14 protein-coding genes are annotated in these 26,634 nt (G+C 53.6%); 12 read left to right on the forward strand and 2 right to left on the reverse strand.

All coding sequences use genetic code 11. From position 1 onward, the window contains the following. The 12 genes from AC6I6H_RS11070 to AC6I6H_RS11125 all read left to right on the forward strand — a co-directional run bounded on the left by AC6I6H_RS11070 (position 1) and on the right by AC6I6H_RS11125 (position 23,446). Positions 1–696 carry a metallophosphoesterase gene (locus tag AC6I6H_RS11070; RefSeq protein ID WP_497953827.1) on the forward strand — a complete coding sequence of 232 codons (696 nt, stop codon included), beginning with the start codon at positions 1–3 and terminating at the stop codon, positions 694–696. A gap of 198 nt (positions 697–894) precedes the next feature. Further along, positions 895–1,689 carry a sugar phosphate isomerase/epimerase family protein gene (locus tag AC6I6H_RS11075; protein WP_497953828.1) on the forward strand — a complete coding sequence of 265 codons (795 nt, stop codon included), beginning with the start codon at positions 895–897 and terminating at the stop codon, positions 1,687–1,689. A gap of 269 nt (positions 1,690–1,958) precedes the next feature. Beyond that, entirely contained in the window at positions 1,959–5,036 is a 3,078-nt protein-coding gene (locus AC6I6H_RS11080) for an ATP-binding protein (protein WP_497953829.1), read from the forward strand. Between the two features lie 35 nt (positions 5,037–5,071). Then, positions 5,072–6,193 carry a response regulator gene (locus tag AC6I6H_RS11085; protein ID WP_497953830.1) on the forward strand — a complete coding sequence of 374 codons (1,122 nt, stop codon included), beginning with the start codon at positions 5,072–5,074 and terminating at the stop codon, positions 6,191–6,193. A 326-nt stretch (positions 6,194–6,519) separates the two neighbouring features. Further along, positions 6,520–12,756 carry an S-layer homology domain-containing protein gene (locus AC6I6H_RS11090; protein WP_497953831.1) on the forward strand — a complete coding sequence of 2,079 codons (6,237 nt, stop codon included), beginning with the start codon at positions 6,520–6,522 and terminating at the stop codon, positions 12,754–12,756. Positions 12,757–13,036: 280 nt separating this feature from the next. Then, the gene (locus tag AC6I6H_RS11095) at positions 13,037–14,299 is read left to right on the forward strand and encodes a mechanosensitive ion channel family protein (protein ID WP_497953832.1); all 1,263 of its coding nucleotides are present in this window, start codon (positions 13,037–13,039) and stop codon (positions 14,297–14,299) included. Positions 14,300–14,494: 195 nt separating this feature from the next. Next, positions 14,495–15,277 carry a peroxide stress protein YaaA gene (gene yaaA / locus AC6I6H_RS11100; RefSeq protein WP_497953833.1) on the forward strand — a complete coding sequence of 261 codons (783 nt, stop codon included), beginning with the start codon at positions 14,495–14,497 and terminating at the stop codon, positions 15,275–15,277. Between the two features lie 58 nt (positions 15,278–15,335). After that, complete coding sequence (locus AC6I6H_RS11105) at positions 15,336–18,701, forward strand: HEAT repeat domain-containing protein (RefSeq protein WP_497953834.1); 3,366 nt, start codon at positions 15,336–15,338, stop codon at positions 18,699–18,701. Positions 18,702–18,829: 128 nt separating this feature from the next. After that, positions 18,830–19,216: a YmaF family protein gene (locus AC6I6H_RS11110; protein ID WP_497953835.1), complete on the forward strand. Its 387-nt coding sequence runs from the start codon at positions 18,830–18,832 to the stop codon at positions 19,214–19,216. Between the two features lie 176 nt (positions 19,217–19,392). Next, positions 19,393–20,514 (forward strand): NADH-dependent flavin oxidoreductase, encoded by a 1,122-nt coding sequence (locus AC6I6H_RS11115; RefSeq protein WP_497953836.1) that lies wholly within the window; start codon positions 19,393–19,395, stop codon positions 20,512–20,514. A 346-nt stretch (positions 20,515–20,860) separates the two neighbouring features. Beyond that, positions 20,861–22,669: a flagellin N-terminal helical domain-containing protein gene (locus AC6I6H_RS11120; RefSeq protein ID WP_497953837.1), complete on the forward strand. Its 1,809-nt coding sequence runs from the start codon at positions 20,861–20,863 to the stop codon at positions 22,667–22,669. 231 nt (positions 22,670–22,900) lie between these two features. Continuing rightward, positions 22,901–23,446: a CueP family metal-binding protein gene (locus AC6I6H_RS11125; protein WP_497953838.1), complete on the forward strand. Its 546-nt coding sequence runs from the start codon at positions 22,901–22,903 to the stop codon at positions 23,444–23,446. Positions 23,447–23,833: 387 nt separating this feature from the next. On the opposite strand, the gene AC6I6H_RS11130 is transcribed toward AC6I6H_RS11125, so the two are convergent. After that, positions 23,834–24,724, reverse strand: a complete 891-nt coding sequence (locus AC6I6H_RS11130) for a MerR family transcriptional regulator (RefSeq protein ID WP_497953839.1) — start codon at positions 24,722–24,724, stop codon at positions 23,834–23,836. Between the two features lie 1,313 nt (positions 24,725–26,037). Further along, a complete protein-coding gene (locus tag AC6I6H_RS11135; RefSeq protein ID WP_497953840.1) occupies positions 26,038–26,520 on the reverse strand; it encodes a hypothetical protein in 483 nt (160 codons plus the stop codon). Positions 26,521–26,634 lie beyond the last annotated feature (114 nt).

The following is a 26,634-nucleotide window of genomic DNA, read 5'->3' on the forward strand; positions in this document are numbered from 1 at the left end:
TTGAAGTTTTTTATGACAGATATTCATGGGGACTACGTGGGGATGGAACGATTGCTCCAGCAAACCCGAATTGATTTTTCCAAAGATCAGCTCGTTATTGGCGGAGATCTGATCAATCGGGGAAAGGATAGTGCCAGAGTCATTCGGGTGTTGAAGGAACTGGCGGATGCATATCCGAATAACGTTCATGTATTGATGGGAAACCATGAAGAGATGGTCAGAGACTATCACTTGACTGGAGATAAACTTTGGCTTCGTCATGGCGGGCGTGAAACCTTAAAAAACTTCGAGCGGTCATTTGCTAAACCCGAAATGGAGGAGTACATCGAATGGCTAAGCAATCGGCCGCTGGTATATGAGGATGAAGAATATGTTTATACGCATGCAGGGCTAAATCCATGGGAACCGCTGATCAACCAGAGCAGGAACATTCTGTGGATGTCGGAATCGGATTTTTACAGTGTCCCGAAAGAGAGCCTGTTTGCCTTAACTCAATCCAAGCCTGTCGTTCATGGTCATACCCCGGTGGAACGGATCTATTTTGACGGAGCAAGACTAAACGGTGACTTAGGCTCCAATACTTATGGGATTGAAGAGGAGAGAGGGTTAGGGCTGGTCAATCTAACTCACATGACATACCTTGTTTATAAACAATATTCAGGCACGATTCAGATCCGGAATGTTGCCCTTTTTTGAATGCGGCTGCGAACCCTGTTGCGCAACGGAGAGAGGCGCGTGTGTGTTATAATAACCAAATGGGTTGAGCGGAAATTACTGGATATAGAGAACAGCCTGGCAAATCGTGCTGTTCTTTTTCGTTAATTGAAGTTGATGTCAAGAAGCTAAAAGTCATTACAACTCTAGGCAAAGCCGCAGAATCGAGGTGACCGACCGATGAACTACATCCGGTTAAAAACCAGCCTGTCCGCCAAAGCGATTGAGAACAGGCTGCAGTATCATCCGGAAATCATAGAGCTTTACCTGGAGGCGGCGGATCTTACCGATCCTTCGCGATTGATGGAAGTCATTGAATTATTCCAGGAACGGGGCGTGAACGTGTTTCTTCACCATCCGACCAAAATCAACGGTGCCTATCTGGATATTTTGTCCTCCGATCCGGAGGTTCGAAGCTACTATTGGCAATCCTCCAAACAACTGGCGGCGATCTGCCGGGCGCAAAACATCCAATGTGTCATCCATGCCCATTACGCGGGAACCGAGAGCTCGGCACAAATCAGCGTTCCGGAAACGAGAAGGATGAAAGACAACATCGAAGAAGTTTTGAGCTTTGGTCCCGATCTCTTCCTTTGGGAAAATACGATTGAGGGCCTTTTTTCCTATCGCAATCCTTATCTGATCGAAGAGTTGATCGCGCCTTTGAACCTGCCCCTGAACATGGATGTTTCCCATGCTTTTATTTCCCTTCGCGGCGATAATCGAGAGCTGAAGCGCGTTCTGGAGAGCACGGCGCCCTTTGTCCGGTATTTTCATCTGGTTGACTCGCTTGGCAAGACCCATGATTCTTTGCCGCTTGGACAAGGTGCCATCGACTGGGCGATGGTTCTCCCCTATACTCGAAACCATGCGTTTGTTTTTGAGATCGGGCTTTCGGGCGATCATACGAATTGCACTCCCATGGTGGAGAGCGCCGCGTATTATACCCGTTTGCTTGCCGCAGCCGGAGGTTGAGCACGTGAATCGCGCGGCCCATTAGGCGCGGATGCGCGGCTTTCATCCCTGGTGCGGGAAAATCCGCAAGGGCTGGCGGCCGCGATTGGTTCATTGTAACAGAGAAGGAGGCAGGAGGAACGAAAAACGATTTCAGCGCCGAAAGGCGTTTTTTTATTTCTCGAACTTATACAGGTTCCTTGTCTATTTTTGTCGAATATGTTGGTATAATGTGAGAAAAGGCGCTCCTGCGTCTTTCCTCAAGGCTGAGAAATGGAGTAGACCTTTGGATGAAAAGAACGCTAATGGCCCTGATGGCCGTGGGGCTTGGATGCTTCCTGTTGTTGTTTGGCCTGGTGAAAGCGACCGATAACAAGACGGCCAGTCCGGCTCCGGCGACGGATGGCTTTTTGGACCTGTCCGCATGGGACTTTCAAAGCAATCAGGTGGTTTCGCTGGACGGGCAATGGGAGTTTTACTGGAACCGTCTGCTGGAGCCGGGTGCGGAACCGGGGACTTCATCGAGCCCAACATCCCCGCAATATATGACGGTTCCGGGCTTCTGGAAGCATACCGGGGAAGACGGTACCCCCCATACCAAGGGGGCGGCGACCTACCGCCTGAAGGTCAAGCTGAAGCCTTCGTCCATGACCTATGGGCTGCGGATCTCCAACATCCGGATGGCCAGCGAGATCTACGTGAACGGCAGCAAAGTCGGCGGAAGCGGGGAGCCTGCCCTGGCCTCAAGCGCCTATACGTATGAAAACAAACCGTACAACGCCTTTTTTTCCGTGCAGGGGGATACGGCGGACATTTTGATTCATGCGGCCAATTATGAAAATTCCCAGGGCGGGATTCCGTACAGCCTTTATTTCGGGAGCGCCCAGGGGATCTATTCGGCGAATGTCCATACGGCCGTCCTCAATCTGATTCTGATCGTTTCTCTTCTCATGCTCGGCTGTTATCAGCTCGGCGTCTTTATGATCCGTAGAGAGGAAAAAGGCCTGCTCTATTTCGGTTTAAGCTGCATGATCATCGCGTGGTCTTTTGCGAGCAACGGCGATCGGATGCTGATGGAGCATGTGACCTTGCCACGAGAAATGTACTACAAGATTCAGGCGGTCTCTTTATACCTCTCCCTGATCACGATGGTCATGTTTATCAAAACGATGTGCAAAGGCTTGATCCCCCGATGGCTGGTCCGGTCGGTGGTCTATGGCACGGGGTTCTATATCGGCTTTGTTTTTCTCACTTCGTTTCAATGGTATTCGCGGTTCAATCTGTTTTTCAGCTGCGTGCAGATGGCGGTTTACGTCATGATTTTGAGCCTGCTGGTTCATTCCTTCCGGAAGGGGCGGTACGGGGACTTCAGCAAAAGAACCCTCGGTCTCTTCATCTTGGCTTTAACCGGTTACATTGTCGGACTTACCGATTACGCGCTCTATTTAAGCAGCATCACGCTTCATTACACCTTGGGGTATTACGCCATCCTCGGCTTTTGTTTTCTGGTCTCGATGATTCTGTCGTACCGCTATTCGGAAGCATACAAGACCATCGAGAGCATGTCGGTCAAGCTGCGGCAAGCGGACAAACAGAAGGACGAGTTCCTGCTTCATACGTCGCATGAGTTTCAAACCCCGCTGCATGGCATCCTCAATCTGTCCCAATCCATGCTGGAGTCGCCGGGGAATGAACTGCCCCCTGACCACGTCCAGAACCTCTCCCTGATCCGGGATACGTCCAGAAGGCTGTCTGCACTGGTTCACGACATTCTCGATCTGGATAAAATCAAGCGGGACGAGCTGACCGTTCACCTCACCGGGGTTGATGTCCGGGTCACCGTCTCCCTTGTGTTTGATTTATTTCGACATGTACTCACAGGCAAAAGAATTAAGCTCGTCAATGCCGTTCCCGACGGGCTGCCCCTCGTTTATGCCGATGAAAACCGGTTAAAGCAGATCCTCCATAACCTGGTAGGAAACGCGGCCAAGTTTACGCAGGAAGGAACGATTGCGATTTCCGCGCAGGCAGCGGAGGGGCGGGTGATCATCCGGGTCGAGGACACCGGAGCGGGGATGGCTCCCTCCGTTTGGGCAACCGTGTTTGAGCCCTTCGAGCAGGCCCACTCTCCGCAGGAGTACGGAGGAACCGGCTTGGGCCTGTTTATTTGCCGAAAATTGCTGCACCTGATGAACGGGGACATTGCGGTCGAATGGTCCGAGCCGGACCGGGGAACCTGTATGGCTTTTACGCTCCCGATGGCGGAGGAAGCCTCGCTTTCGGCTTCGCTTCCGGAGGCCGCCGCGGGAGCGGAAGGATATGAGACGATGCAAGCGGAATGGAGCCGGGCGGAAGCCTCCCATCGCAAAAAAGCCCTCTTCACGCTGCTGGCCGTCGATGACGAGCCCGCCAATCTCCAGGTGCTTTCCGGAGTGTTCGCCAATGAGTCGTACCGGGTAATTTGGGCGACGAACGGAATGGAAGCTTTGGAGCTGCTGAAAACGCGCACCGATATCGACCTGGTCCTTTTGGATATCATGATGCCGAAAATGTCGGGCTTTGAAGTGTGCCGGCAGATTCGCAAGCAGCATTCCCTGTTTGAGCTTCCGGTTGTTTTTTTGACGGCGCGTTACTCCGCCCAGGATATGGCTTCCGGTTTTAAGGCCGGAGCGAACGATTTTATCATCAAGCCGTTCAGCACCTCGGAGGTTCGGGCCAGAACCGAAACGCTTCTCCGGCTGAAGCGGTCCGTCGAAGCCGCATTGAAGGCGGAGGTGGATTTTCTCCAGTCGCAGATCAAGCCGCACTTTTTGTTCAATTCCTTGAATTCCATTATCGCTTTATGTCAGACGGACGGCGCCCGTGCAGAGGAACTGATCACGCACCTGAGCTATTATTTGAGAAGAAGCTTTGATCCGAGACCGGACAGCTTCGTGCTGCTGCAGGATGAGCTGCAGCTGGTTGAAGCCTATGTGGAGATTGAGCGGGCACGGTTTGAAGAGCGGCTTGCCGTTGTGTACGATGTCGATCCGGCCGTTTTGATGAAAAAAATTCTGCCCCTCACGATCCAGCCGTTGGTGGAAAACGCCATTCGCCACGGGGTGATGAAAAAAGAAGAAGGCGGAACGGTCCGGCTCTCCATCCGATCGACAGGCACCGGGGTTCAAGTGGAAGTATGGGATGACGGGTACGGAATGAGCGAGAATCGGATAAAAGCCTTGTGGAGCAGCGAGAGCGCGTCTTCTGAAAGACAGGGAGTGGGACTTGCCAATATCCATCGGAGACTGGGGCATTTTTACGGAGAAGCTTTGGAGGTAGCCAGTGAAGAAGGAAAATGGACAAGGGTCCGGTTTCATTTCAAAAGCTAACCCTGCAAGACAGCAGCGGAAAAGGATGGATCTTCATGAAAGTTGTCATTGTAGACGATGAGCGATTGGCTGTCACGCGCCTTCAGCGTATCTTGAATTCTCGGGAGGATGTCGAAGTTGTCGGGGCGTTTACCAAGCCTTCCGAGCTGCTGAACGAGTTTCCCCGGCTGAGGGCGGATGCGGCTTTTGTGGACATCGACATGCCCGGCATGAACGGCCTGGAGCTGGCTTCCGCTTTAATCGGAATGGAGGAGAGCCTGGAAGTCGTTTTTATAACGGCGCATGATCAATATGCGCTGGAGGCGTTCCGGGTGAACGCCTCCGATTACTTGCTGAAGCCGATTGATGAAGGTTCTCTCGCTGCCAGCATCCAACGAATCCTCCGGCGAAGAGGCCGAACCCCGTTTGTCCCCCAAAAAACTGAAGGCCGTTCCCGGATTCAATGCTTCGGGCATTTTTACGTTCATCGTTCCGGTGATGCGGGCCCGATCCATTTTCCGACAGCGAAGGCGGAGGAGCTGCTGGCTTTTTTTCTGGTTCACCGCGATACCAGCGTGTCCAAATGGCTGATCTGCGAAAGCCTGTGGCCGGAGCACGATCCCCACAAAGCGGAGCAAAACCTGCACACCACCGTGTTCCGCATGAAGAAAACGCTGCTGGAGAACGGAATCTTATTCCAGCTGAGCTCCAAAAAGGGTTTTTATCGTTTTCAGCTGCTGGAAGCCTGCGATTATGTTCATTTTGAGGAATTGAGGAAGGAAGGCGCGGCGCGGATGATGCATTCGCTCTCCGAAGCGGAGCGCATTCTTCGGCTGTACCAAGGGCCGTTATTCGGAAGCAAGGATTATTTCTGGTGCGGTGCCTCAAGGGAGCAGACGGAACAAGGCTTTCGGGACCTGTCCAAAACATTGGCCCGCTCGTATATGGAATCGGGTGAGCTTAGGCTGGCTCACGACCTCCTGCAGTTTTTTTTGTCCGTCGCGCCTTATGATGAAGGGGCTCACGAAATGCTTCTCCGTATCTATTTGCACTGGAAGGACAGAACCGCCTTTTATACGCATTGCAAGAAAATGAAAGAAGCCCTGCGGCGGGAAATCGGCGTTGATCCGCCTGCTTTTCTGGAGCCGCTGCTTCGGGAGATCGGGAAGGAAGATTAATCGACGGGCACGGGATAACGTCAAAGCTCCGAGCTGTTCCCTTATGGAAAGGGACGGCCCGGAGTTTTTTTGCAAAATGGATGAGTCATCCAGACTGGTCCGCAAGGGGCTTGTAAGTGTTTTGTAAGCGGACCTGTTTAAAATTAGGGCCAGAGTCTTATGTCGAATGCGATCACCTACGAGAGGGGACCAGAAACGAGTAAACCTGCAAAAAAGGAAGACAGGAAGGCCGGATGATTTTGGCGTGCGCCCGGTTCGTTCAGCGATTTTGTGCGCACACAGCAGCTTTTTCCAAAAATAAAGAAGGATTGCGGTGATTTCCCATCATGAAGCGGAAAAAGAGTAGAGTCACGCAAATAGTAGCTTTTTTGACCGTTTTGCTTTTTGTTCAGCTGTGCCCGGTTGTGGCATCCGCCAACGGCGGTTTGCCGAATATGTTTGACAAGATCTACTGGGCAAACTATGACGAAAATTCGATTCAAAGTATGGATTTGCTTGATTTTGAGATGGATACGCTGTTTGGCAATGCTTCTGTCGATGAGGATTATGGTCCTTTTTCTGGCGCCTTGGATGGGGACACAGGCAAGGTGTACTGGATAGCGGATGCGGAAGATGAAAGCAATTATGCTGTCCGCAGAGCCAATTATGACGGGACAGAAATGGAAAGCATCTTTACGGACGTATCCGACCAAGCTTCTTTAGCCCTCGACACTACTCGCGACAAGCTGTATGTAGCGGATTCCGGATTGATTTATCAAATGGATCTGGACGGAAGCAATGTGCAAGTCGTGGTCGATGCAGCCGATACAGGCGGCGAGTTTGGGGCAACCAGCTTGTCGGTTGATGCTGTCAACGGCAGATTGTATTGGTACGAAGATGATAATAGCACGATCCAATCGGCTAATTTGAATGGTACGGATGTTAGAACCTTGGTCACGGGTCTTTCCTTTCCCACGACTGTAGCCGTCGACCAGCTTTATGGAAAGCTGTATTGGTTTGATGGCGGAAATAATGCCATTGAAAGGTCCGACTTGAACGGCTCCAACCGCGAGACGTTAATTGATTCTGTGTCAACCGGTGATTATTTTGGTTCGCCGGCAGTCAGTTTTGCTCTGGACCCCGGAAACCACAAAATGTACTGGTATGACGAAATGAGCCAGAAGATCATGCGGGCGAACCTTAACGGGAGCTCGATAGAAATTTTTTACGACGTACCTGGAGGTAGTGAGGCTTTAATCGCGGGGATCTTTGTTCCCTCCCGATCCCTGCCCAAGTCTTACGGAATTGCGCTGAGCAAGACGGGGGAACATGACTTCGGCTCCCAGGAAGAAGGTTACGGAGCGCTAACGCCGTACAGTGTCACGGTTAACAGCACCGGGACCGGCGAGAGCGGCGATCTGACGGTGGCATTGAGCGGCATGGGCCAAGATGCCTTTACCCTGTCGAAGACAACCATCGGCAGCATCGCCGCCGGCGGAAGCGATAGCTTTACGGTTGTGCCGAAGACCGGCCTGCCGGAAGGCAGCTATCCGGCGACGGTGACGGTATCGGGCCTCAGCGTCGCGCCGCAAAGCTTTCTTGTTCGCTTTACGGTGACGGCGGGCGCTGTCGTTCTGCCGGATTTCTCGAACAAAATTTATTGGCTCGACTTCGGTGAAGATGCGATTAAGAGCACGGATGTAACGGATTTTCAAACGAACACCATAATAGATCAAGCTGCCGGTCAATATCAAACGGGGCCTTTATCAGCCGCTTTGGATGCGGATACGGGCAAGGTATACTGGTACGAAAATGGGAACAACACGATCCGCAGAGCCAATTATGACGGAACCGAACGGGAAATTTTCCTGAGCGGAACCAATGCTACCCTTTTGGCACTCGATACCGTCCATAACAAGCTTTATTTGGCCAACCAAACCTCCCCAATGATCCAACGGATCAATTTGGACGGAACCAATTTGGAAGACGTGGTCAATGCAACCGATGCCACTCCCTATAAGGGAGTAGAGAGCCTGACGGTTGATGCTGTAAACGGAAAATTGTATTGGTATGAAAATAGCAATCGCACCATACGATCGTCCAATCTGGATGGCACAAATATCCAGACCCTGATCACGGGTCTCGCCAGTCCCACGGTTGTGACCGTCGATCAGCTTCATGGCAAGCTGTATTGGTTCGATTACGGAAATAACAAAATTGAGCGGTCCGATTTGGACGGACAAAACAGGACGACCTTGATTAGCCCTGTGGCCCGTGCTGTCATCTATGATGGAGTCAGCTTCGCTCTTGACCCTGCAAACGGGAAAATGTACTGGTTTGAAAGCAACGATTCCGATATGAAGCGGGCTAACCTTAACGGTTCCGCCATTGAAACTGTTTTTTCAGTGGACTATGCGTTTATCCCTCAAATTTTCATGCCTTTGAAATCGCCGACATTATCTCACAGCATCGCTTTGAGCAAGACGGGCGAGCATGACTTTGGCTCGCTGGAAGAAGGGTATGGGGCGCAGACGCCGTACAGCGTTACGGTGAACAATACCGGTACCGGCGGGGTCGGTGACCTGACGGTGGCATTGAGCGGAGCGGAGGCGGAGGCTTTCACGCTGTCGAAGACGTCCATCGACAGCATTACGGCAGGCGGCAGCGACAGCTTCACCGTTGCGCCGAAGACCAACCTGCCGGAAGGCAGTTACTCGGCGACAGTGACGGTATCCGGCAGCGGCGTTACATCGCAAAGCTTCACCGTCCGGTTCACGGTGACGCCGGAACTGACGTACAGCATCGCGCTGAGCAAGACGGGCGAACATGACTTTGGCTCGCTGGAAGAAGGGTATGGGGCGCTAACGCCGTACAGCGTCACAGTGAACAATACCGGTACCGGATGGGTAGGCGACCTGAAGGTGAGACTGAGCGGCGCTAACGAAGATGCCTTCACGCTATCGAAGACGTCCATAAACAGCAGCATTGCCCCCGGCGGGAGCGATAGCTTCACTGTTGCGCCGAAGAACAGCCTGCCGGAAGGCAGCTACTCGGCGACAGTGACGGTATCCGGCGGCGGGCTTACATCGCAAAGCTTCACCGTCACTTTCACGGTGACGACGGGCACCGTCGTTCTGCCGGACTTCTCTAACAAGATTTATTGGACCGACAATATCCAAAACGCAATTAAAAGTACGGATGTAACGAATCTTGTGACTGTTACGCTTTTTGACAATGTGGCCAATACAGGGACCGGCCTTTTTTCAGGCGCATTGGATGGAGAAACAGGCATGGTGTATTGGATGGAGAATGGGGGCAAAACCGTCCGCAGAGCCAACTATAACGGGGATGAGGTGGAAACTATCCACCGAAACTTGTCATCCGACTTGGGCGCCTTAGCCCTCGACACTAGTCGCGACAAGCTTTACCTGGCGGATTCCGGGAAGATTTATCGAATGGATCTGGACGGTTCCAATGCGCAAGTCGTGGTCGATATAGCCAATGCAGGCATTGGAGCAACCAGTTTGTCGGTTGATGCTGCCAACGGAAGATTGTATTGGTTTGAAATGGCAAATTCCGTGATAAAATCATCCAATTTGGACGGTAAAGATGTGAAGACCTTGGTCACGGGACTTGCATTCCCTACAACTGTAGCTGTCGACGAGATTCATAACAAGCTATATTGGTACGAAGCTTCGAATAACCGAATTAAACGGTCCGATTTAAACGGTTCCAACATTGAAACCCTGATTGATCCTGCGTCCAGCAAATTCACTGGTGGATTAGGCAATTTTGCACTGGACCCCGAAAACAACAAAATGTACTGGTTCGACCTGTATAACCGCACGATCTGGAAGGCGAACCTGGACGGTTCGGCAAAAGATTCCTTTTATTCTGTTCCTTTCAGCTCTATATCGGCTATCTTTTTCCCTACCCGCACTGTGCCATTGACCCACAGCATCGCGCTGAGCAAGACGGGCGAGCATGACTTTGGCTCGCTGGAAGAAGGGTATGGAGCGCAGACGCCGTACAGCGTCTCGGTGAACAACACCGGCACCGGCGGGGTCGGCGACCTGACGGTGGCATTGAGCGGTACGAACGCAGAGGCTTTCACCCTGTCGAAGACGTCCATCGATAGCATTACTGCAGGCGGAAGCGACAGCTTCACCGTTGCACCGAAAACCAACCTGCCGGAAGGCAGCTACTCGGCGACAGTGACGGTATCCGGCGGCGGCGTTACATCGCAAAGCTTCACCGTCCGATTCACGGTGACGGAGCCGCTGAGCAACGACGCAGGCTTGGTCAGCATTGCCGATCAAACGGCCTCCACGGCTGGAGGCGGAGACGGCTCAACAGCGGACAAGGCCATTACCTGGACAATTAGTGTACCGTACGGCATGGTGGACATCGGACTGAAGCATATTGATGCGGCAAGGGGAGCCACCGCCCAGTTGTACACCGACAACGGCTATACGAACGAGATTACCGGCAGCGGGACCATTTCCCTGACCGCCGGCGGCAGCACTTCGGTGTATGTGAAGGTCACCGCCGAGGATGGCATTGCGGCGAAGTTCTACGCGGTGACGGTAAACCGCTTGGCAGCGCCAACGCACATCATTGAACTGAGTGAGACAGACGAGCATGACTTTGGGTCGGTACTCGAGGGCTATGCAGCACCGGCGCCGTACAGTGTCACGGTGGACAGTACCGGGAATGCGGCGAGCGGCGATTTGCTGGTGGAGTTGAGCGGCACGGATGCCGAAGCGTTCACCCTGTCGAAGACGTCCATCGACAGCATTGCCCCTGGCGAGAGCGACAGCTTCACCGTTGCGCCGAAGGCCGGCCTGCCGGAAGGCAGCTACTCGGCAACGGTGACCGTTTCCCGAGGCGGCTTTGAGGCCAGAGGGGTCGCACCCGACAGCAGCCTCACACCAAAAAGCTTCACCGTCCGCTTCACGGTAACTGCGCCTAGCACGGACGCCGGTTTGACCGGCGTTGCCGGCCAAACGGCACCTGCTGCCGGAGGCGGAGACGGCTCAGCTGCGGACAAAGCGATCACCTGGGCGGTCCATGTACCGTACAGTACGGCGGTTATCGGACTGGACAATATCACTGCGGTGCCGGGCGCGACCTACAAGTTGTACACGGACAGCGGCTATACGCACGAGATTACCGGCGCAGGGACCGTTTCCTTGACGGCCGGCGGCAGCACCCCGGTGTATGTGAAAGTGACGGCCCAGGACGGGGTTACCGCGAAGTATTACGTGATCCATGTAGCGCGGGATGCCGGCTCAACGGGATGGACGGGCGGCACGACTTCCCCCGGGACAACAACCGGAAGCGGCATTGATGTCTATGTTAACGGCAAGGCGGAAAGTGCAGGCACGGCTACGGTAACGAAAGTAGACGACCGGACCGTTACGACCATTGACGTCGATCAGAAAAAGCTGGAAGCCAAGCTGGCCGCTGAAGGCCGAAATGCAGTGGTAACCGTGATTCTGGCCAAGCAATCGGATGTGGTTGCGGGCCAATTGAACGGGGATATGATCCGGAAAATGGAGGAGCAGCAAGCCTCCTTCGAATTAAAGACCCCTGCGGCAACTTATACGATCCCGGCCCAAGAGCTTGGTATTCATAGCCTGGCTTCGGCGCTTGGAGCAGCGCGGGTTCAGGATGTAAAATTGCAAATCGAAATCGCTGAAACCCAGCCGGACATGCTGAAAATCGTCCGGAATGCAGCGGCGGCAGGCAGCTTCAATGTCATGGCGCCGTCCGTAGACTTTACCGTCAAAGCGGTTTATGAAGGCAAGTCGGTTGAGATTACCGATTACGCGGTTTATGTGGAGCGGGCGATTGCCATCCCCGACGGTGTCGATCCGAACAAAATCACGACCGGCGTTGTCGTAGAGGCGGATGGTACCGTACGGCATGTGCCGACTCAAGTTGTGGCAGTAGACGGCAAGTATTTTGCCAAAATCAACAGCTTGACCAACAGCACGTACTCCGTTGTCTGGCACCCGATCGAGTTTGCCGACGTGGCGGCTCACTGGAGCAAGGATGCCGTAAACGACATGGGCTCCCGGATGGTTATTCAAGGGGTAGGCCAAAGCCGGTTTGAACCGAATCGCGCGATTACCCGCGCGGAATTCGCTTCTGTTTTGGTCAAAGGGTTGGGGCTGCGGCTGAATCCGTACCAAACCGCTCCCTTTTCCGATGTGAGCAACGGCAAGTGGTACGCAAACGCCATCCAAACCGCTTACGATTATCAATTGATCGCAGGCTACCAAGACGGGACCTTCCGTCCGGAAGAGAAAATTACCCGTGAAGAAGCGATGGTCCTTATCACCAAAGCGATGCGGCTGACCGAACTGAACGCAAAGCTGACCGGAGCGGCCGGCGTTCTCGATTCGTATCAAGACAAGGACGCTGTTGCGAAATGGGCGGCGGAAGCGGCGGCGGCTTGCGTGGAAAGCGGCGTTGTTCGCGGAAGAAGCGCGGATGTCATGGCGCCCAAGGCTGATATTACCCGGGCAGAGGTGGCCGTCATGATCCAGAAGCTGCTGAAGCTGTCCGGCTTGATCTGACGCTAAAACGAAGCAAAAGAACGAAGCTTGACCAAAAGACAGTTTCATAAAATGATCCGCGGGAGGCGAGATGCCTTCCCGCGGATCTTTTTCTTTATCCGTTTTCAAGCAGGAGGATAAAAAAGGAGCTGTTCCTTACCCAACTGGTTTTCTCCGCATGGCTTGTCGTTCTCGGAATAGGATGCTGGCGTAGCAAAGGCGGCCGAACAGGCCAACCGGGAGAACAAACTGTGCTATAATCTACCCCATATCTATTTTTACTCGTGAAAAGGAGAGGGATATGGAATTCATCAAGAACATACTCGATGACCTGGGCGCTCAAGACAGGATGGCAGATTCCATAGCCAATGCGATAATGATCGCGTTGATCGCTATGATCAGCATTGCGGCTTATCTGTTAACGAAACGGATTTTCCTGAAAACGACGGCTTATTACGTTCGCCACAAACGGTTTCAGTGGGACCATTATATGCTGGAACGGAAGGTGTTCCACAAGCTGGCGCATGTGGTGCCTGTCGCGATTGTTTATTTCACCGCTCCGCTTTTTTCTTTCCAATCCTGGATTGAGAAAGGCGTTTATGTCTACCTCATTATCGTGGGGCTGATGTTCCTCAACGCGTTTTTGAACGCGGCCCATGACATTTACACGACCTTTGAAGTTTCGAAGGCGCGGCCGATCCGGGGCTACCTGCAAATGGTCAAAATCTTTGTGTATCTCATTGGCGGCATCCTGCTGGTCTCCCATTTTGTCGGGAAAAGCCCCTTGATTCTGCTTAGCGGACTCGGCGCTTTGTCGGCCGTCATCATGCTGATTTTTAAAGATTCGATTCTGGGGCTGGTGGCCGGCGTCCAGCTGACCTCCAACGATATGGTGCGCGTGGGCGACTGGATCGAGATGCCCAAGTACGGAGCGGACGGCTTTATCATCGACATTTCGCTGAATACGGTCAAGGTGCAGAATTGGGACAAAACGATCACCACCATCCCCACGTATGCGCTGATCTCGGATTCTTTTAAAAACTGGAGAGGGATGCAAACCGCCGGAGGGCGTCGGATCAAACGGTCCATTCACGTGGATGCGGGCAGCGTGACCTTTTGCAGTCCGGAGATGCTCGCGAAATTCAAGAAGATTCATTACCTTCGGGAGTGTCTTGCGGAAAGGGAGCTCGAAATCGAGCAGTACAACACCGAATTTGGCGTGGACCGGTCCGTCAAGGTGAACGGCCGGGCGCTGACGAACATCGGCGTTTTTCGAACCTACATCCAGTGTTATCTTCAGCACCATCCGAAGATTCACCAGGAGATGACCTGCATGGTCCGGCAGCTGCAGCCGGTGGAAACCGGGATTCCGCTGGAGCTTTATGCCTTCACCAATGATGTAAATTGGGTGGTTTACGAAGAGGCGCAATCGGATATTTTTGATCATCTGTTTGCGGTCGCGCCGGAGTTCGGGCTGCGGATTTTCCAGAACCCGACCGGGTTTGATTTGAAAAGCGGGCTTGAGGCGGAGAGGAGGAAGCGGGCAGAGCAGGAGTCTGCTTAAGGCAAGAAAATAAAGAAGCACCAGCGGACGAAAGTCCAAGCATTCCCGCAGTCGTGACGGAAAGTAGAGCAGGAAAGAGGCGGCAGCCCTTGCTGCAGGGGGCCGTTTTTTTTGCTCCGATCAGGTTTGTATCCGAAAAAGCGGTATGGGATAATGAAGCGGATGATAGATAGAATAGACGGCGAAGAGGACGATATGAGAATCATTATTTCACCTGCCAAAAAGATGAAGACTGACACGGACTTTATGGAATGCCGCCAGTTGCCGCAGTTTATCGGCGAGGCGGAAGCTCTCCTGGCTCTTGTAAAGAAGCTGAGCTACGCGGAAGCCAAGTCGCTTTGGAACTGCAATGACGCCATTGCCGCATTGAATGTGGAGCGGTTTCGCACCATGGACCTGAGCCGCCGGTTGACGCCGGCTCTTTTTGCCTATGAGGGGCTTCAATACCAGCACATGGCTCCGGGCGTGTTTGAAACGCAGGAGCTGGCGTATGTCGAGCGGCATCTGCGAATCCTGTCCGGTTTTTACGGGCTGCTGCGGCCCTTCGACGGCGTTGTTCCGTACCGGCTGGAGATGCAGGCCAAGCTGGCCGGGCCCGGCTTCAGCACCCTTTATGCATTCTGGGGCCGAAAGCTGGCGGAGCAGCTGGAAGCGGAGAGCGGCTGCATTCTGAATTTGGCCTCCAAGGAATACAGCAAATGCATTTCTCCCTATCTAAGCGGAGAGACCCGCTTGATCACTTGTGTGTTCGGGCAGCTTGCGGACGGCAAGGTGACGGAAAAGGGAACCCAGGTCAAAATGGCGCGGGGCGAGATGGTGCGCTTCATGGCGGAGCGGCAAATCGGCTCCGTGGAAAAGATCAAAGCGTTTAACCGGCTGGGGTACCGGTTTGCCGGGGAACGTTCCACCGATGATACCTATGTGTTTATCCAGGAAAATCCGCCAGGCCGTTCCCCGTTGACGGAGGAATGGACCTGATTTTACTTGGACGGTTGCGAGGTACGGAGAACCGAAGCCGGGCGGAAGGGAGCTTGCCATGTTTCATAAGAATCCTCTAGACAAAGATAATCTGCTGGAAGCGTTAAACTCGCTGGGGTATTCCAGCCGGATGAAGAAAATCGCCTTGCTGGGCCGTGATAATAAAGGCGTCCCGGCGTTTTCCCTTTTGCTCTCTTCCTTGCTTGAGGGCGGCGCTTATGAGGCGCACCTTGCTTTAACCGGCGCGGAGGCGGCCAAGGACGCTTCCCTGCTGCTGGCAGCGCTGCGCCATCCGGCGGCGGGTGTCCGCAAGCGGGCGGCGGGGCTGCTCGCCGGGGCGGCTTCCGGTGAAGCGATGGAACGCGAGCTGGAGCATCTGTCACCGGAATGCCGGCGCCACCTCCTGCTCCGCGTGTTCATTAGCGGCCGTCAGGATGCAGCCGAGCGCCTGCTGCCTATGGTGTACGCCCGGTGGGGAGCGCAGGAGGCGTTGGTCTTACTGCCCGCCTGCGGCGCAGAGACGGTCCGGCAATGGTTGGAGACAAGCGGTTACGCCATTTCGAATTGGCACAACATTGCCAAACGCCATCCGGAGGTGATGGCGGCCTATTTTCAAACCACCCTGGAGAACGCGCCGCTGCGGGAAAAAGGCAACGTCTGGTGGCGCTTCTCGTCCGCCATGGAGATGCTGAGCCAGCTGAAGCCGGAGACGGTGCTGGCCTGCGCCCTGCAGCATGGCCCGAAGGACAAGCTGCACCCCGTGCTGCGAAAGCAGCTGGGCTTCTTGATCCGCTTTGATGCGGACGCGGTGTTTATGCTGCTGACGCGGGAAGAGGCGCGGAACGATTTGATCGCACATGGCGTGCCGGGTGCCCTTCTCAAAAAGAGACGGTATTTCTCCATCGAGCAATGGAAGGAAATGGCGGCGCTGTTCGCCGATCAGCCTTATCAGCTGGCCAAATTGCTTCATTTTTTGGCCCCCTCCAAGCGGGGCGAAATCTTTGAGACGGTCTTTGCGGAGGATACGCGCACGGCGCGCGTTTTTCCGGAGCAGCTGCTGGATGAACTGCCGCACGCCTTGCGCGACAAGGAAGCAAGCCGGATGCTGGGCCTTCGCGAGGTCAAGGATAATCGGGAACTGGCGATCCGGATCACGGCCCGCCGGCAGATTCAGCATGCCCGGCAGCCGCTGGTGCAAGCAGCCGCGGCGTCCAATGCGGACGAGCGTGCCGCGGCATTGGCGCAGCTGGTGAAGTGCACGGCGCTGTCAAGGCAGGGGATGGAGGAGACGCTGCTGTTCCTGAGGCGCATCAAAAACGACCAGGACCCGGTCCGCTGCATGGTATTAGCCGAACTGGCGGGCAGCCCGGCGTTTCTTTACAGGGAGGAACATATTCCGGAGCTGGAGCTGCTGGTAGACAGCGTGGCCGAAGCCCGGGATTCCTCCTATGCGACGAGGGCGGCGGCGGAAAAATTGGCTTTTGCCCTGCTGCGCCGCCATGGCTTGCAGCCGCATAACGCGCTTTTTGCCTTCGCTCTGCGCACGATCACAAAACTTGTAAAACAGAGCGGCCAACTGGCGCTGCCGTCTTTCTCCCGCTTGTATCTCCCGCAGGGCATGGAAGACCTGTTGTTCGAGGAGCTTTATTCCAGCCTGGCGGAAGCAGCCAAAAGAGAAGACCACAGCCTTGTGCTGCGTATGGCAGGCTGGTTCGGCAAACGGGGCCACGGCCTGGCCAAGCTGCAAAGCTTGCTGCAGGAGGCGACAAAGGCGAAATCCTCTTCCGTCGCCGCGCAAGCCGCCCGGTATTGGCTTGCTCCTCCCCGGACGCGCGACGAAAGAGTGAGTGAATTGCTGGCCCGGGACAGGTCGTTTATTGCCGTCGGGGAAGTGTTTGAGCATCTGCACCGGAAACGCCAGGAATGGCTGGACCCTTTTCTTTCGGGCGCTGCCATCAAGGGGAAATTTTTGTCGGGGAAAACGATCTATCTGCTTCCGGCTGCGGACGGGTTTCACCGCTGGCTGCCGCGCCAGCAGAAAGCGCTGGGCGCCTTGCTGGAGAAGGTCGCTTTGGACGCCAAGCGCAGCCTGCAGGAGCGGGCCCAGGCCATTCACAGGATCGCGAAAATGCCCGAGCTTTGGCCCGAACCAGTGGTGGAGCTACTAAACCACGAGGACGTCTTTCTTGTTGAAGCGGCGCTTCACGCTTTGTCATTAACGGAAAAACCGGAAAAGGCGCTGCCCCTTCTTTGGGAGCATCTGGAGGGTGACCGGGCCCGCGTAGCCATGTACTCCATCCCCCGCTGCATCCGCAGGGTGAGTCCGCTTTTGCTGGCCGAGCTGCTGGAAACGCTGCTCCGCCGGGAGAAGCTGAAAATCACGGTGCGAAAAGAAGCCATCCGGCTCCTGGGCGCTTACCGAAGCCCCAACAGCGTGGCGCTGCTGCTTGAGGAGTTCGGGAAACCCCAGGTGCACAAAGATGTCCTCATCGCGATCGGTCACGCGGCAAGACAACTGCTGCATGATGAACGCAGCTGGACGATCTTGGGCGCCATGGCCGATTCCCCGCAGCGCGATGTGGTAAACAGCCTGCTTTCCCAGCGGCCGCAGGAGCTTCCGGCCGAATACAGAGCCCGTTATTTGGCCTTCCTCCTTGCAATCGCAAACCATGCGGATGCGGCTGTGGGACAAATGGCTTTCCAGGCTCTGGCCCGCTGGACGGAGGGACAGGAAGAAACCGTTGCAGCAGCCGCTGCAAAAGCGATTGCCGATTTGGAAGACAGCGTCCGGTGGCGCGCCGCCATGAAGGCGCTGCTGGAAGCGGCGCGGGACGGCAAGGTTAACGGGCGGGTCCTCGAGGTGGTCCGGTTTTTAGCCAATGCTTCCATACGGGAGGAATGGAACGCCTCTCAAATACGGGATGTGCCGCACCGGCAGCGGTTGACGGAACTGATCGGGCGGCTGACCTCCTTGCCTTTGGGTACGCGGCTCGCCCTTACCCCATTGTATCACGGGCTGATTGATGTTCTTGCCGCCCACGGGACCTTGCGGCATCTGGTCATCAACCTTTATATCGCCGCCATCGATTGGAACCGTACGGACGCAGCCGCCGGTTATTTGGCCCGCGTTGCCCGCGGCCTGGCTGAAAAGCCGCATCTTCTGCCCGCTGCCTGCAACCAGATGGTACAGGCGCTTACGGTCAGCAAAGGATACTGGCAGCCGGAGAGCTTGCTGGCCCTGGTGGATGCGCTGGACTCTGCGGATGGTTACGCGGCTGCGGTCATCGGACTTTCATTGCTTCAAGTTGCGGGAGAAGCCTTGGAGTGGCGGCCGGAATGCGCCAACCGACTTAGGGCTTATCGCATTCATCCGAACGAAACCGTTCGTTCGCTGGCGCTGGACGTTTGGACAGCGGGGGAATAAACGGAATGCAATCGCATGATCACTTGCGGTTGCTTTTTTTTACAACAATTTAAACGAACACCCAGGACAGCAAGCGGTCGCTAGACATACGTTGATTTCAAAGATCAACGGAGAGGGAGCTTGCCGCTATGAGGAGAATTCGTGTTACAGGTTATACTTTTCACCCTGGGGACAACGGAGAGGAACATCAGCACCAATTCTACCTCACTTCTTGGGACGGCCGTCCCGTCTATCACGTTCACCCTTTTGCAGGCACGACCTCCTATGACGATGGTCATGTACACCAATACAGCAATGTGACGGAACCGGCACCCACAGGCGTTCCGCATGTTCATCGGTACTATACCGTGACGACCCTGAATCAAGGGCACACGCATGAGATGAGAGGGGTAACCGGCCCGGCCATCCCTGTTCCGGGTGGCGGACATATCCATTACTTTGAAGGAGTTACGACCGTAAATGGCCGAAGGCCGCATACTCACCAGTACAGAGGAGCAACGGGGAACGCGAGGTGAAGGTCGGTCGCCTCCTGTTCGGGAGGGCCACTTACGGAACGACTGATGCCCGGCCTCAGGTAGAAGTCACGCATAATTGCTAATCCCGACGAGCCGAGGGGGCAGTTCGGGAGGCATGATTTTCCTCCAGTTGAGCAAGCTAAGGAGAAGCTAGCCAAGATTGGAGGAAGCTGCACATGAACGCGAACTTTAAACCGCTATTCGAAGAGCTCCGGCTCCGAAGCGGCCTTCGGGTCAAAAATCGAATCGTCATGGCTCCGATGACCAACTGGTCCTCCCGCGAGGACGGTGTTGTTTCAAACGAGGAGCTGGCGTATTACGCCCGCCGTTCGGGCGGCGTTGGCATGGTGGTAACGGCTTGCACGTATGTAACCCGCAACGGGAAAGGATTTGCCGGGGAATTTGGCGCCGACACCGACGACCTGATCCCCAGTTTGCGCCGTCTTGCCTCCACGATTAATGAACAGGGCGCGGCCGCGATTTTGCAAATTTTCCATGGCGGGCGTATGTGTCCGCCGGAGCTTGTGCCCGGGGGCGATATCGTCAGTGCAAGCGATGTTTCCTCCGAGCAGAACGGCAATGTAAAGCCAAGGGCTTTGTCGGACGCGGAAATCGAATCGATTGTCCGCGGTTTCGGGGAAGCGACGCGGCGGGCCATTGAGGCGGGCTATGACGGCGTGGAAATTCACGGCGCGAACGGCTACCTGCTGCAGCAGTTTTTCTCTCCGCATACCAACCTCCGTCAGGATCGCTGGGGCGGGGATTTGAAAAAGCGCATGACGTTCCCGCTCGCCGTCGTGGATGAGGTGAAGCGGGCGGCCGCCCATGCAAAGGAGCCTTTTGCGGTCGGATACCGGTTCTCTCCGGAGGAGCCCGAGGAAAATGGCATCACGATGGACGATACGCTTCAACTGGTGGACGTTCTTGCGGACAAACAGCTGGATTATCTCCATGTCTCGTTAATGGACTTTCAGTCCAAACCCCGGGTTGGGGCGGATGCCGGCAAGTCCAGACTGGAATGGATTGTCGATACGGCTGCCGGCCGGACTCCGGTGATCGGCGTGGGTTCGATTCATACGCCGGATGAAGCGTTGCAGGCGCTGCAAACCGGCTCCGCCCTGGTCGCGTTGGGACGCGAGCTGATCATGGAACCGGAATGGGCGGAGAAGGTGGCGGAAGGCCGGGAAGCCGACATTGTCACCACGTTGAGCAAAAAAGACCAGAAGCGCCTTGTCATTCCCGATCCGCTTTGGCGCGGGATAGTGGGCGCGCCGGGCTGGTTCCCGGTCGTGGAGTAGCGGTTAAAAATGAATAGGCAAAAGGAAGCCGGCCGCATCTATGCGGTCGGCTTCCTTTAATGAAGGGATAAGGAAGGGAGAAGACTTTGACGATTTTGGTATTTTTACAGAGTGTGATGCTGTTAATTGAAAAATATCCTTATCCAAGGATAATCTATATTGGGAGCCTGGAAGATAAACCTGATGGCAAGACTGATTTAGCAGTTTGTGGTTTCCTATACTTTCCATGCGGCTTATTACCCGTTACCTTAAAGACTATGATTGGTGTAAAATTTTTTATCTGCAGGTACATTTTACTAAATAAAATGACATTGAATGCCGATTTATGATTATAGGTGGTGAAACCATGAGAATAGCGCATAACCTTGCGGCTATAAATTCATTGAATAAATTAAACAAAAATAATAAATCCATGGGAAGCGCAATGGGAAAATTGTCGTCCGGCTTGCGTATTAATAAAGCGGCTGATGACGCGGCGGGATTGTCCATATCGGAAAAAATGAGAGCGCAGATTCGTGGATTGGCTCAAGCGGAAAGAAATACACAAGACGGGATCTCATTACTTCAAACAGCGGAAAGCGGCTTTCAAGAAATAACCGATATTTTGCAAAGACAGAGGGAATTGATCGTTCGGGGCTTGACCGGTACGCTTAGCGATGAGGATCGGCGTACGATTGACCAAGAAATACATCAGCTTACCGAGGAAATAAACAGCATTTCGGGGAGAACAGAGTTTAATACAATTAACTTGCTGGCGCGCAGCGACTATCAGATATTGAATGATCGTTCAACGAGCAATGTAGCTTTTTCTGTAAGTGATCCACCACCCGCTACCTCCATCTATAAAACGATAGAATATAAACCCAAAGGAACAACATCCTCAGAACCGCGGCATTTGGTAAGCAACTCCGATACATCTGTGACGAATGATTCTTATTCAAATACGAATACCATCACGCCTATGGATTTTCCGGACGGAAGGACAGGCTATAACGAATATGAGGTTGACATTCATACCCAAACAAAGACAGACACAAATACGACCATACATGAGTCGTTAACTGCTTCCAGCGACCCGCAATACACTACACCTGCCTATTGGCACGGGGTAGGTACAAATGAAACCCTTTTTGGCCCGAAAGATCTTGGGCAGGTATTCGGGAATATGTTTGAAACTATCGAGGTTAACGGAATTCCAAGACCCGTTGAATATACGGCCCGGAGCAACACAGGTACGGTCCCGGCTTGGGATTCCATGCGGTTTCCCGGTACAGAGGTATCTATTAGGAGATACAGGACGGTACTGGCTGATAATTCTATGGAAATCAGATATGTAATTAAAAATGAAAATGCAATCGATACGAACATTAAACTCAGCAATCGGGTGAATCCACCAGTAAATTCCGTTGTCACGGATGCCGGAGGAAACCCTTTGGCCGTTGGGAATAACGTAATAACTCCGCCGTCCGGAAGTCATTTTAACCTGTCGGGAACCGATGCCGATGTCGGTTTGATATTTGATGATGCGCTTGGGTTTTTGGCACCGACAACGCTGGCAATCAATAATCCCGCGTCAGGCCAGCCGCAGGCTAATTTTGATTGGCAGCTGTCCTTGCCACAAGGTTCGGAAGTAACCCTGGGTTTCAAATATGGTCCCTTTTCATTAAATCTTGATGTGTTTGAACGAACACGGGAAACGGTGGTAACCGAGCATATTGAAACAACCGTAAACACAGACATAAAGGATATTGATTACATCTCCCCAACCATTGATATCCAGTCCGGGGATAACAAAGGCCAGGTCATTACCGTCCCTTTGTTCAATGTAAATGCTCAGAGATTAGGGATTGCGAATATGGGGGTGCGGCCGCCCTCCGTACCTCAGCAAGCTTTGGCCAAAGTGGATGGTGCCATTTCAAGAGTTTTGACCTATCGAGGGATTTATGGCGCGCTGCAAAACCGTATGGAACATACGGTGAACAACGTAGGAAACTATACGGAAAATTTGACTGCGGCCGAATCAGGTATTCGCGATGCGGATATGGCGAAGGAAATGCTGGATTTTACGAAATCAAACCTTATTACTCAAACCGCTCAAGCGATGCTGGCTCAAGCAAACCAGAGTCCTCAAGCTGTGTTGCAGCTGTTAAGATAACCAGGAGGTGCTCTACTGGAAACCTATACCTCTCCGGATTATGGCGAACCTCAACTAGATTGAGGTTCGTTTTTACAGGTTAAGTGTCACAGCCACGCCAAATTTGTCCGTCTCTGTGTTACGATGGGATTACCCGATTGAGCAGGCACGGGAAAAAGAGTTGTGAACAGAGGGAAGCCCTGTGTACGGCAGAAGACCGGAGAATCAGGGAGATTCCCGCAAAAAAGGGGAATGAACGAGATGAGCAAACCGGTGACGGGAAAACGAATCGCTTTGGCTGCCGGAATTATGACGGTGGCCGGCATTGGACTCGGATTCGCTCTTCCGCTCATGGGGGGCGAGGCGGACGCGGAAAAGGTGAAGCAAGTCGCGGAGGAATTGAGCAGCCGCCAAAAAACGGCGCAGTCCGCCTCCATCACGGCACACGAGCTTACCGTTACGACGGATGAAGGCGAAACCGTGTACAAGCTACCGAAAAAGGAGTTTTTTGTTTCCATTGCGCCTTACCGGAAAGAAACGCATCCCTGCGCCACGCACAGCCTGACGGGCTGCCAGGGCGAGATGCCGGATACGCCTTTTCAGGTCAAGGTTGAGGACGCCGACGGCAAAACGATTGTGGACCGGACCATGACCTCGCACCCGAACGGGTTTTTGGACTTGTGGCTTCCCCGCGGGCAGGAGTTTCAAGTGACCATCGAGCACGAGGGGCGGTCGGCGAAGTCGACGATCTCAACGTTTGATCAGGACAACACGTGCATTTCGACGATGCAATTGTAAAAGAGGAGAGCAGGAGGCCCGGGTTTATCCCGGCGCAGCGGTTAAGAATCGACGATGACCTGAGCGGGGTAAGCGCCCTGTTGTTGCGGAAAAGCGCGTAAAGGGATATGACCATGAAAGCATTTTTCGCTCCTCCAGCAGAGGCTATACGGCGTTGCTTTTGAATGATTCCGTCTCTGCGCGAATGGCGCTTTTTGCGAATCGAGCGCCGACCGTCTCGGGCGGCCGCGTCGTTCTGCCGGTTCCTGCACTCCTGCTGCTTGCCCGGTAACAGCCGGCGCGATGACAGCGGCCAAGCAAGTCTCTGTCATCGCGCCGTTTTTCGTTCAGCCGGACTTTTGATCAAAACTGCTTTTTACAGCCGGTTTCTTGCAGGGGCCTATCGGGTTAGTTGGCGGCCTTCACCGGCTCCAGCAGACGAATCCAATACTCGTTTCCGGCGCCGGCCGGGCTCCCGTTGCGGATGTGTTCCTCCAGGCAGAGTCTGGAGCGGTCCGAAACATACTTGCTTTGGTTGGCAATCGAGGCCATCAGGGTTTTCCAGGAGCCGCCGATGTCCTCGGTGCTGTCCTTAAGCGCATATAGTCCGCCGGGCAGCGTCATTTCGCGCAGGGGCTCGGGTACGGCAACGCCTTCCGGGATGCTGGCCAACATGCCGTAGCCGTACGGTTTTCCGGCGCCGGACGGGAAGGGCTTTACATTTCCGCCGAACAAGCGGGCGGTTCCCAGCAGATTGGCCGTTTTCAGCCAATCCAGGACGGGCTGCATGGCTTCGTCCTCGGGCGATGCGCTTACGGCAATGTGATAGGCCACCCGCATGGGGGGCAGCGTAACCAGCTTTAATTCTTCCTGCTCGGTTGTGAGCATCTCAGGTTTCATGGGGTTTTCCTCCTCTTTGGTAAGCAGCGTGTGGAATTCCATAATGACCGGGTTTTTGTGCCTTTGCAGAAGGGCGAGTGCTTGAAGAAGCTGTTTTTCCTGATCCAGCGTTTCTCTTCTCAGCGTTTGCAGGGAAGAGATTTTGTTTTCCAGGATCGTTTGCAGCCGGACGGCCGATTTTTCTTCTACTACCTGCCGGATGTCCTTGAGCGGAATATCCAGCGCTCGGAGGGCGGCGGTCAGACGAATGCGCCACAGCGCTTCCTCGTCGAACACGCGCCAGCCGGAATTCGGGTCGCGCTCGCTGCGGAACAAGCCTTCTGCTTCCCAGTGCCGCAGGGTCCGGCTTGTCAATCCCATTTGTTCCGCCAAGCTATGAATGGCGATCGTTTGGTTCATCGGTGCTCCTTTCGGGGTGGTTTGCGCCCCGCCGCGTGTGAATGAAGTTGCTTGCATGAAAAAGTGTTCGGGAGAGGCGATGAGGTTATCGTAGCAGTTGACGCTGCGGCAATTGCAAGCCTTTTTTGTCGGCCTGGACGTTTGCCATTCCTGCAGTCCGCCAAGCTGCCGTCTCGCGGTTTCTTGCTGCTGCTCCCTCCGGGGCTGGCCCTCTTGCATCGGGAAATCGCAGCCGGCAACGAATTTCATCGTTGCCTTTTTGCTTATATAGAGACGCCGACTGGCCCTGTCTTCCTCTCGTGCTCGTTGGCTGTGTCGCGTACGTTTAGCACCATCACCATCGCAGGGCCTGACAGTCGAACCTGTTATTTTTCTAACCTTATCGGCTCCTCAGTCGAGCATGCTTTTTTTCTAACGGTTGCGGCAGGGCTTATTTGGCTCAAAAGCCCCCGCTTCGTTTTCTAACGGTTGTGAGCGAGCTTATTTGCTTCAAAATGACGCAAACGCCCCCATATATCGCCAAATAAGCCCTGTGGCAACCGTTACAATTTGAAAAGCCCCGCTTTTGGCAAAATAAGCCCTGTGGCAACCGTTAGAAGTTTTGCACCGTCACGTCCGCGCTAGCCGCCGTTTTTTTGAACATCAAATTCACGCCCACTGCCAGTCATTTCGACTTTAATCCACGCCTGCTGCTAGTCTTGTCGACGTCAAACCCATGCTTGCCGCTAGTCTTGTCGACGTCAAACCCATGCTTGCCGCTAGTCTTCACATTCACCACCTACCGCTAGTCTTTTCAGTGTCAAACCCTCGCTCACTGCCAGTCTATGCGACTTCACCCCTACGCTCGGAGGAGATACCCGAAGGCAATCATTTTCTACTGTGGAAAACTAGATTGCTAGGCCCTTCGAGGCTTTCCGCTTCCAGACGGTTCTCGAGTGAGAAGTTGGCAGGGCATCGAAAGTGAGACGAGCAATAAAGCGGCTTTAACGGTAACCGTGATTCAGCCCCCTTGCACCGGCGGTATGGGGAGCTAAGACGGCGGAGGGCCGGACACCATCCATAATCGAGGGTCCTTTTTATCGTGATTGGCAATCTATTGGTTTCATTATACTTGAAATTTAAACCGCCTAGTGTGGGACAAGGAATAGTTAAAATGCTGGTTATATTTATTAACCCCCTCGTTACAATCGTCTATGGGTAAAGCTATGCGAAAGGAGTCAAGCATTTCATTGTGGGTTCGTACCATCTGTATTTATGAGAAAACAAAAACGGGAAGGTTCGATTTGCCTAAATACATCGAACCTTCCCATTATTCAATTTTTATTCAAATCCAAGTAAGTCAAGAGGTCCTCGGAGGGAGTCCCTTTACCAACAAGAAATTCCTGATATTTAGAGCCTTCTGGCGATTCCCAAGTAACATTTATATAAATCGTCCGGTAGTTGCCGATAAATTCTTCGTCTATATCGGCTCCTTTAAGTGGAAGGGCCAAACTTACTACATATTCATCAACTTTTACCGGATCCATTATGATATTTCTGCCGTCCGTAGTTGAAGAGTACATGATCGTGGGAGTTGCCAAATGAAACAGCATCCGTTCGTCCAGAAGGAAGCTGATCCTAACATTTCTCATCTCACTTTTGGGTTTGGTTACCGCTACTTTATATACGATGTAAACCTCTTGGTTATCCTCAGATTTTTCAATCGCAAAAGTAGGGACAAAGTGTTCAGACTTATTCGATATATGAGCTTCTCGGGATTTCTTGAGTAAATGTTGATATTCTTGTTCGTAGCTCATGTTTGAAAAATCTGGACTTAACGAGGGATTGTTTTCTGTTTCATTTTTGCATGAGGAAAATAAGAGAAGAAAAAGGAAGCCAATCATTATGGTATTAATTACATGCTTGTGATC

It is taken from the genome of Gorillibacterium sp. sgz306347 (assembly GCF_059735245.1).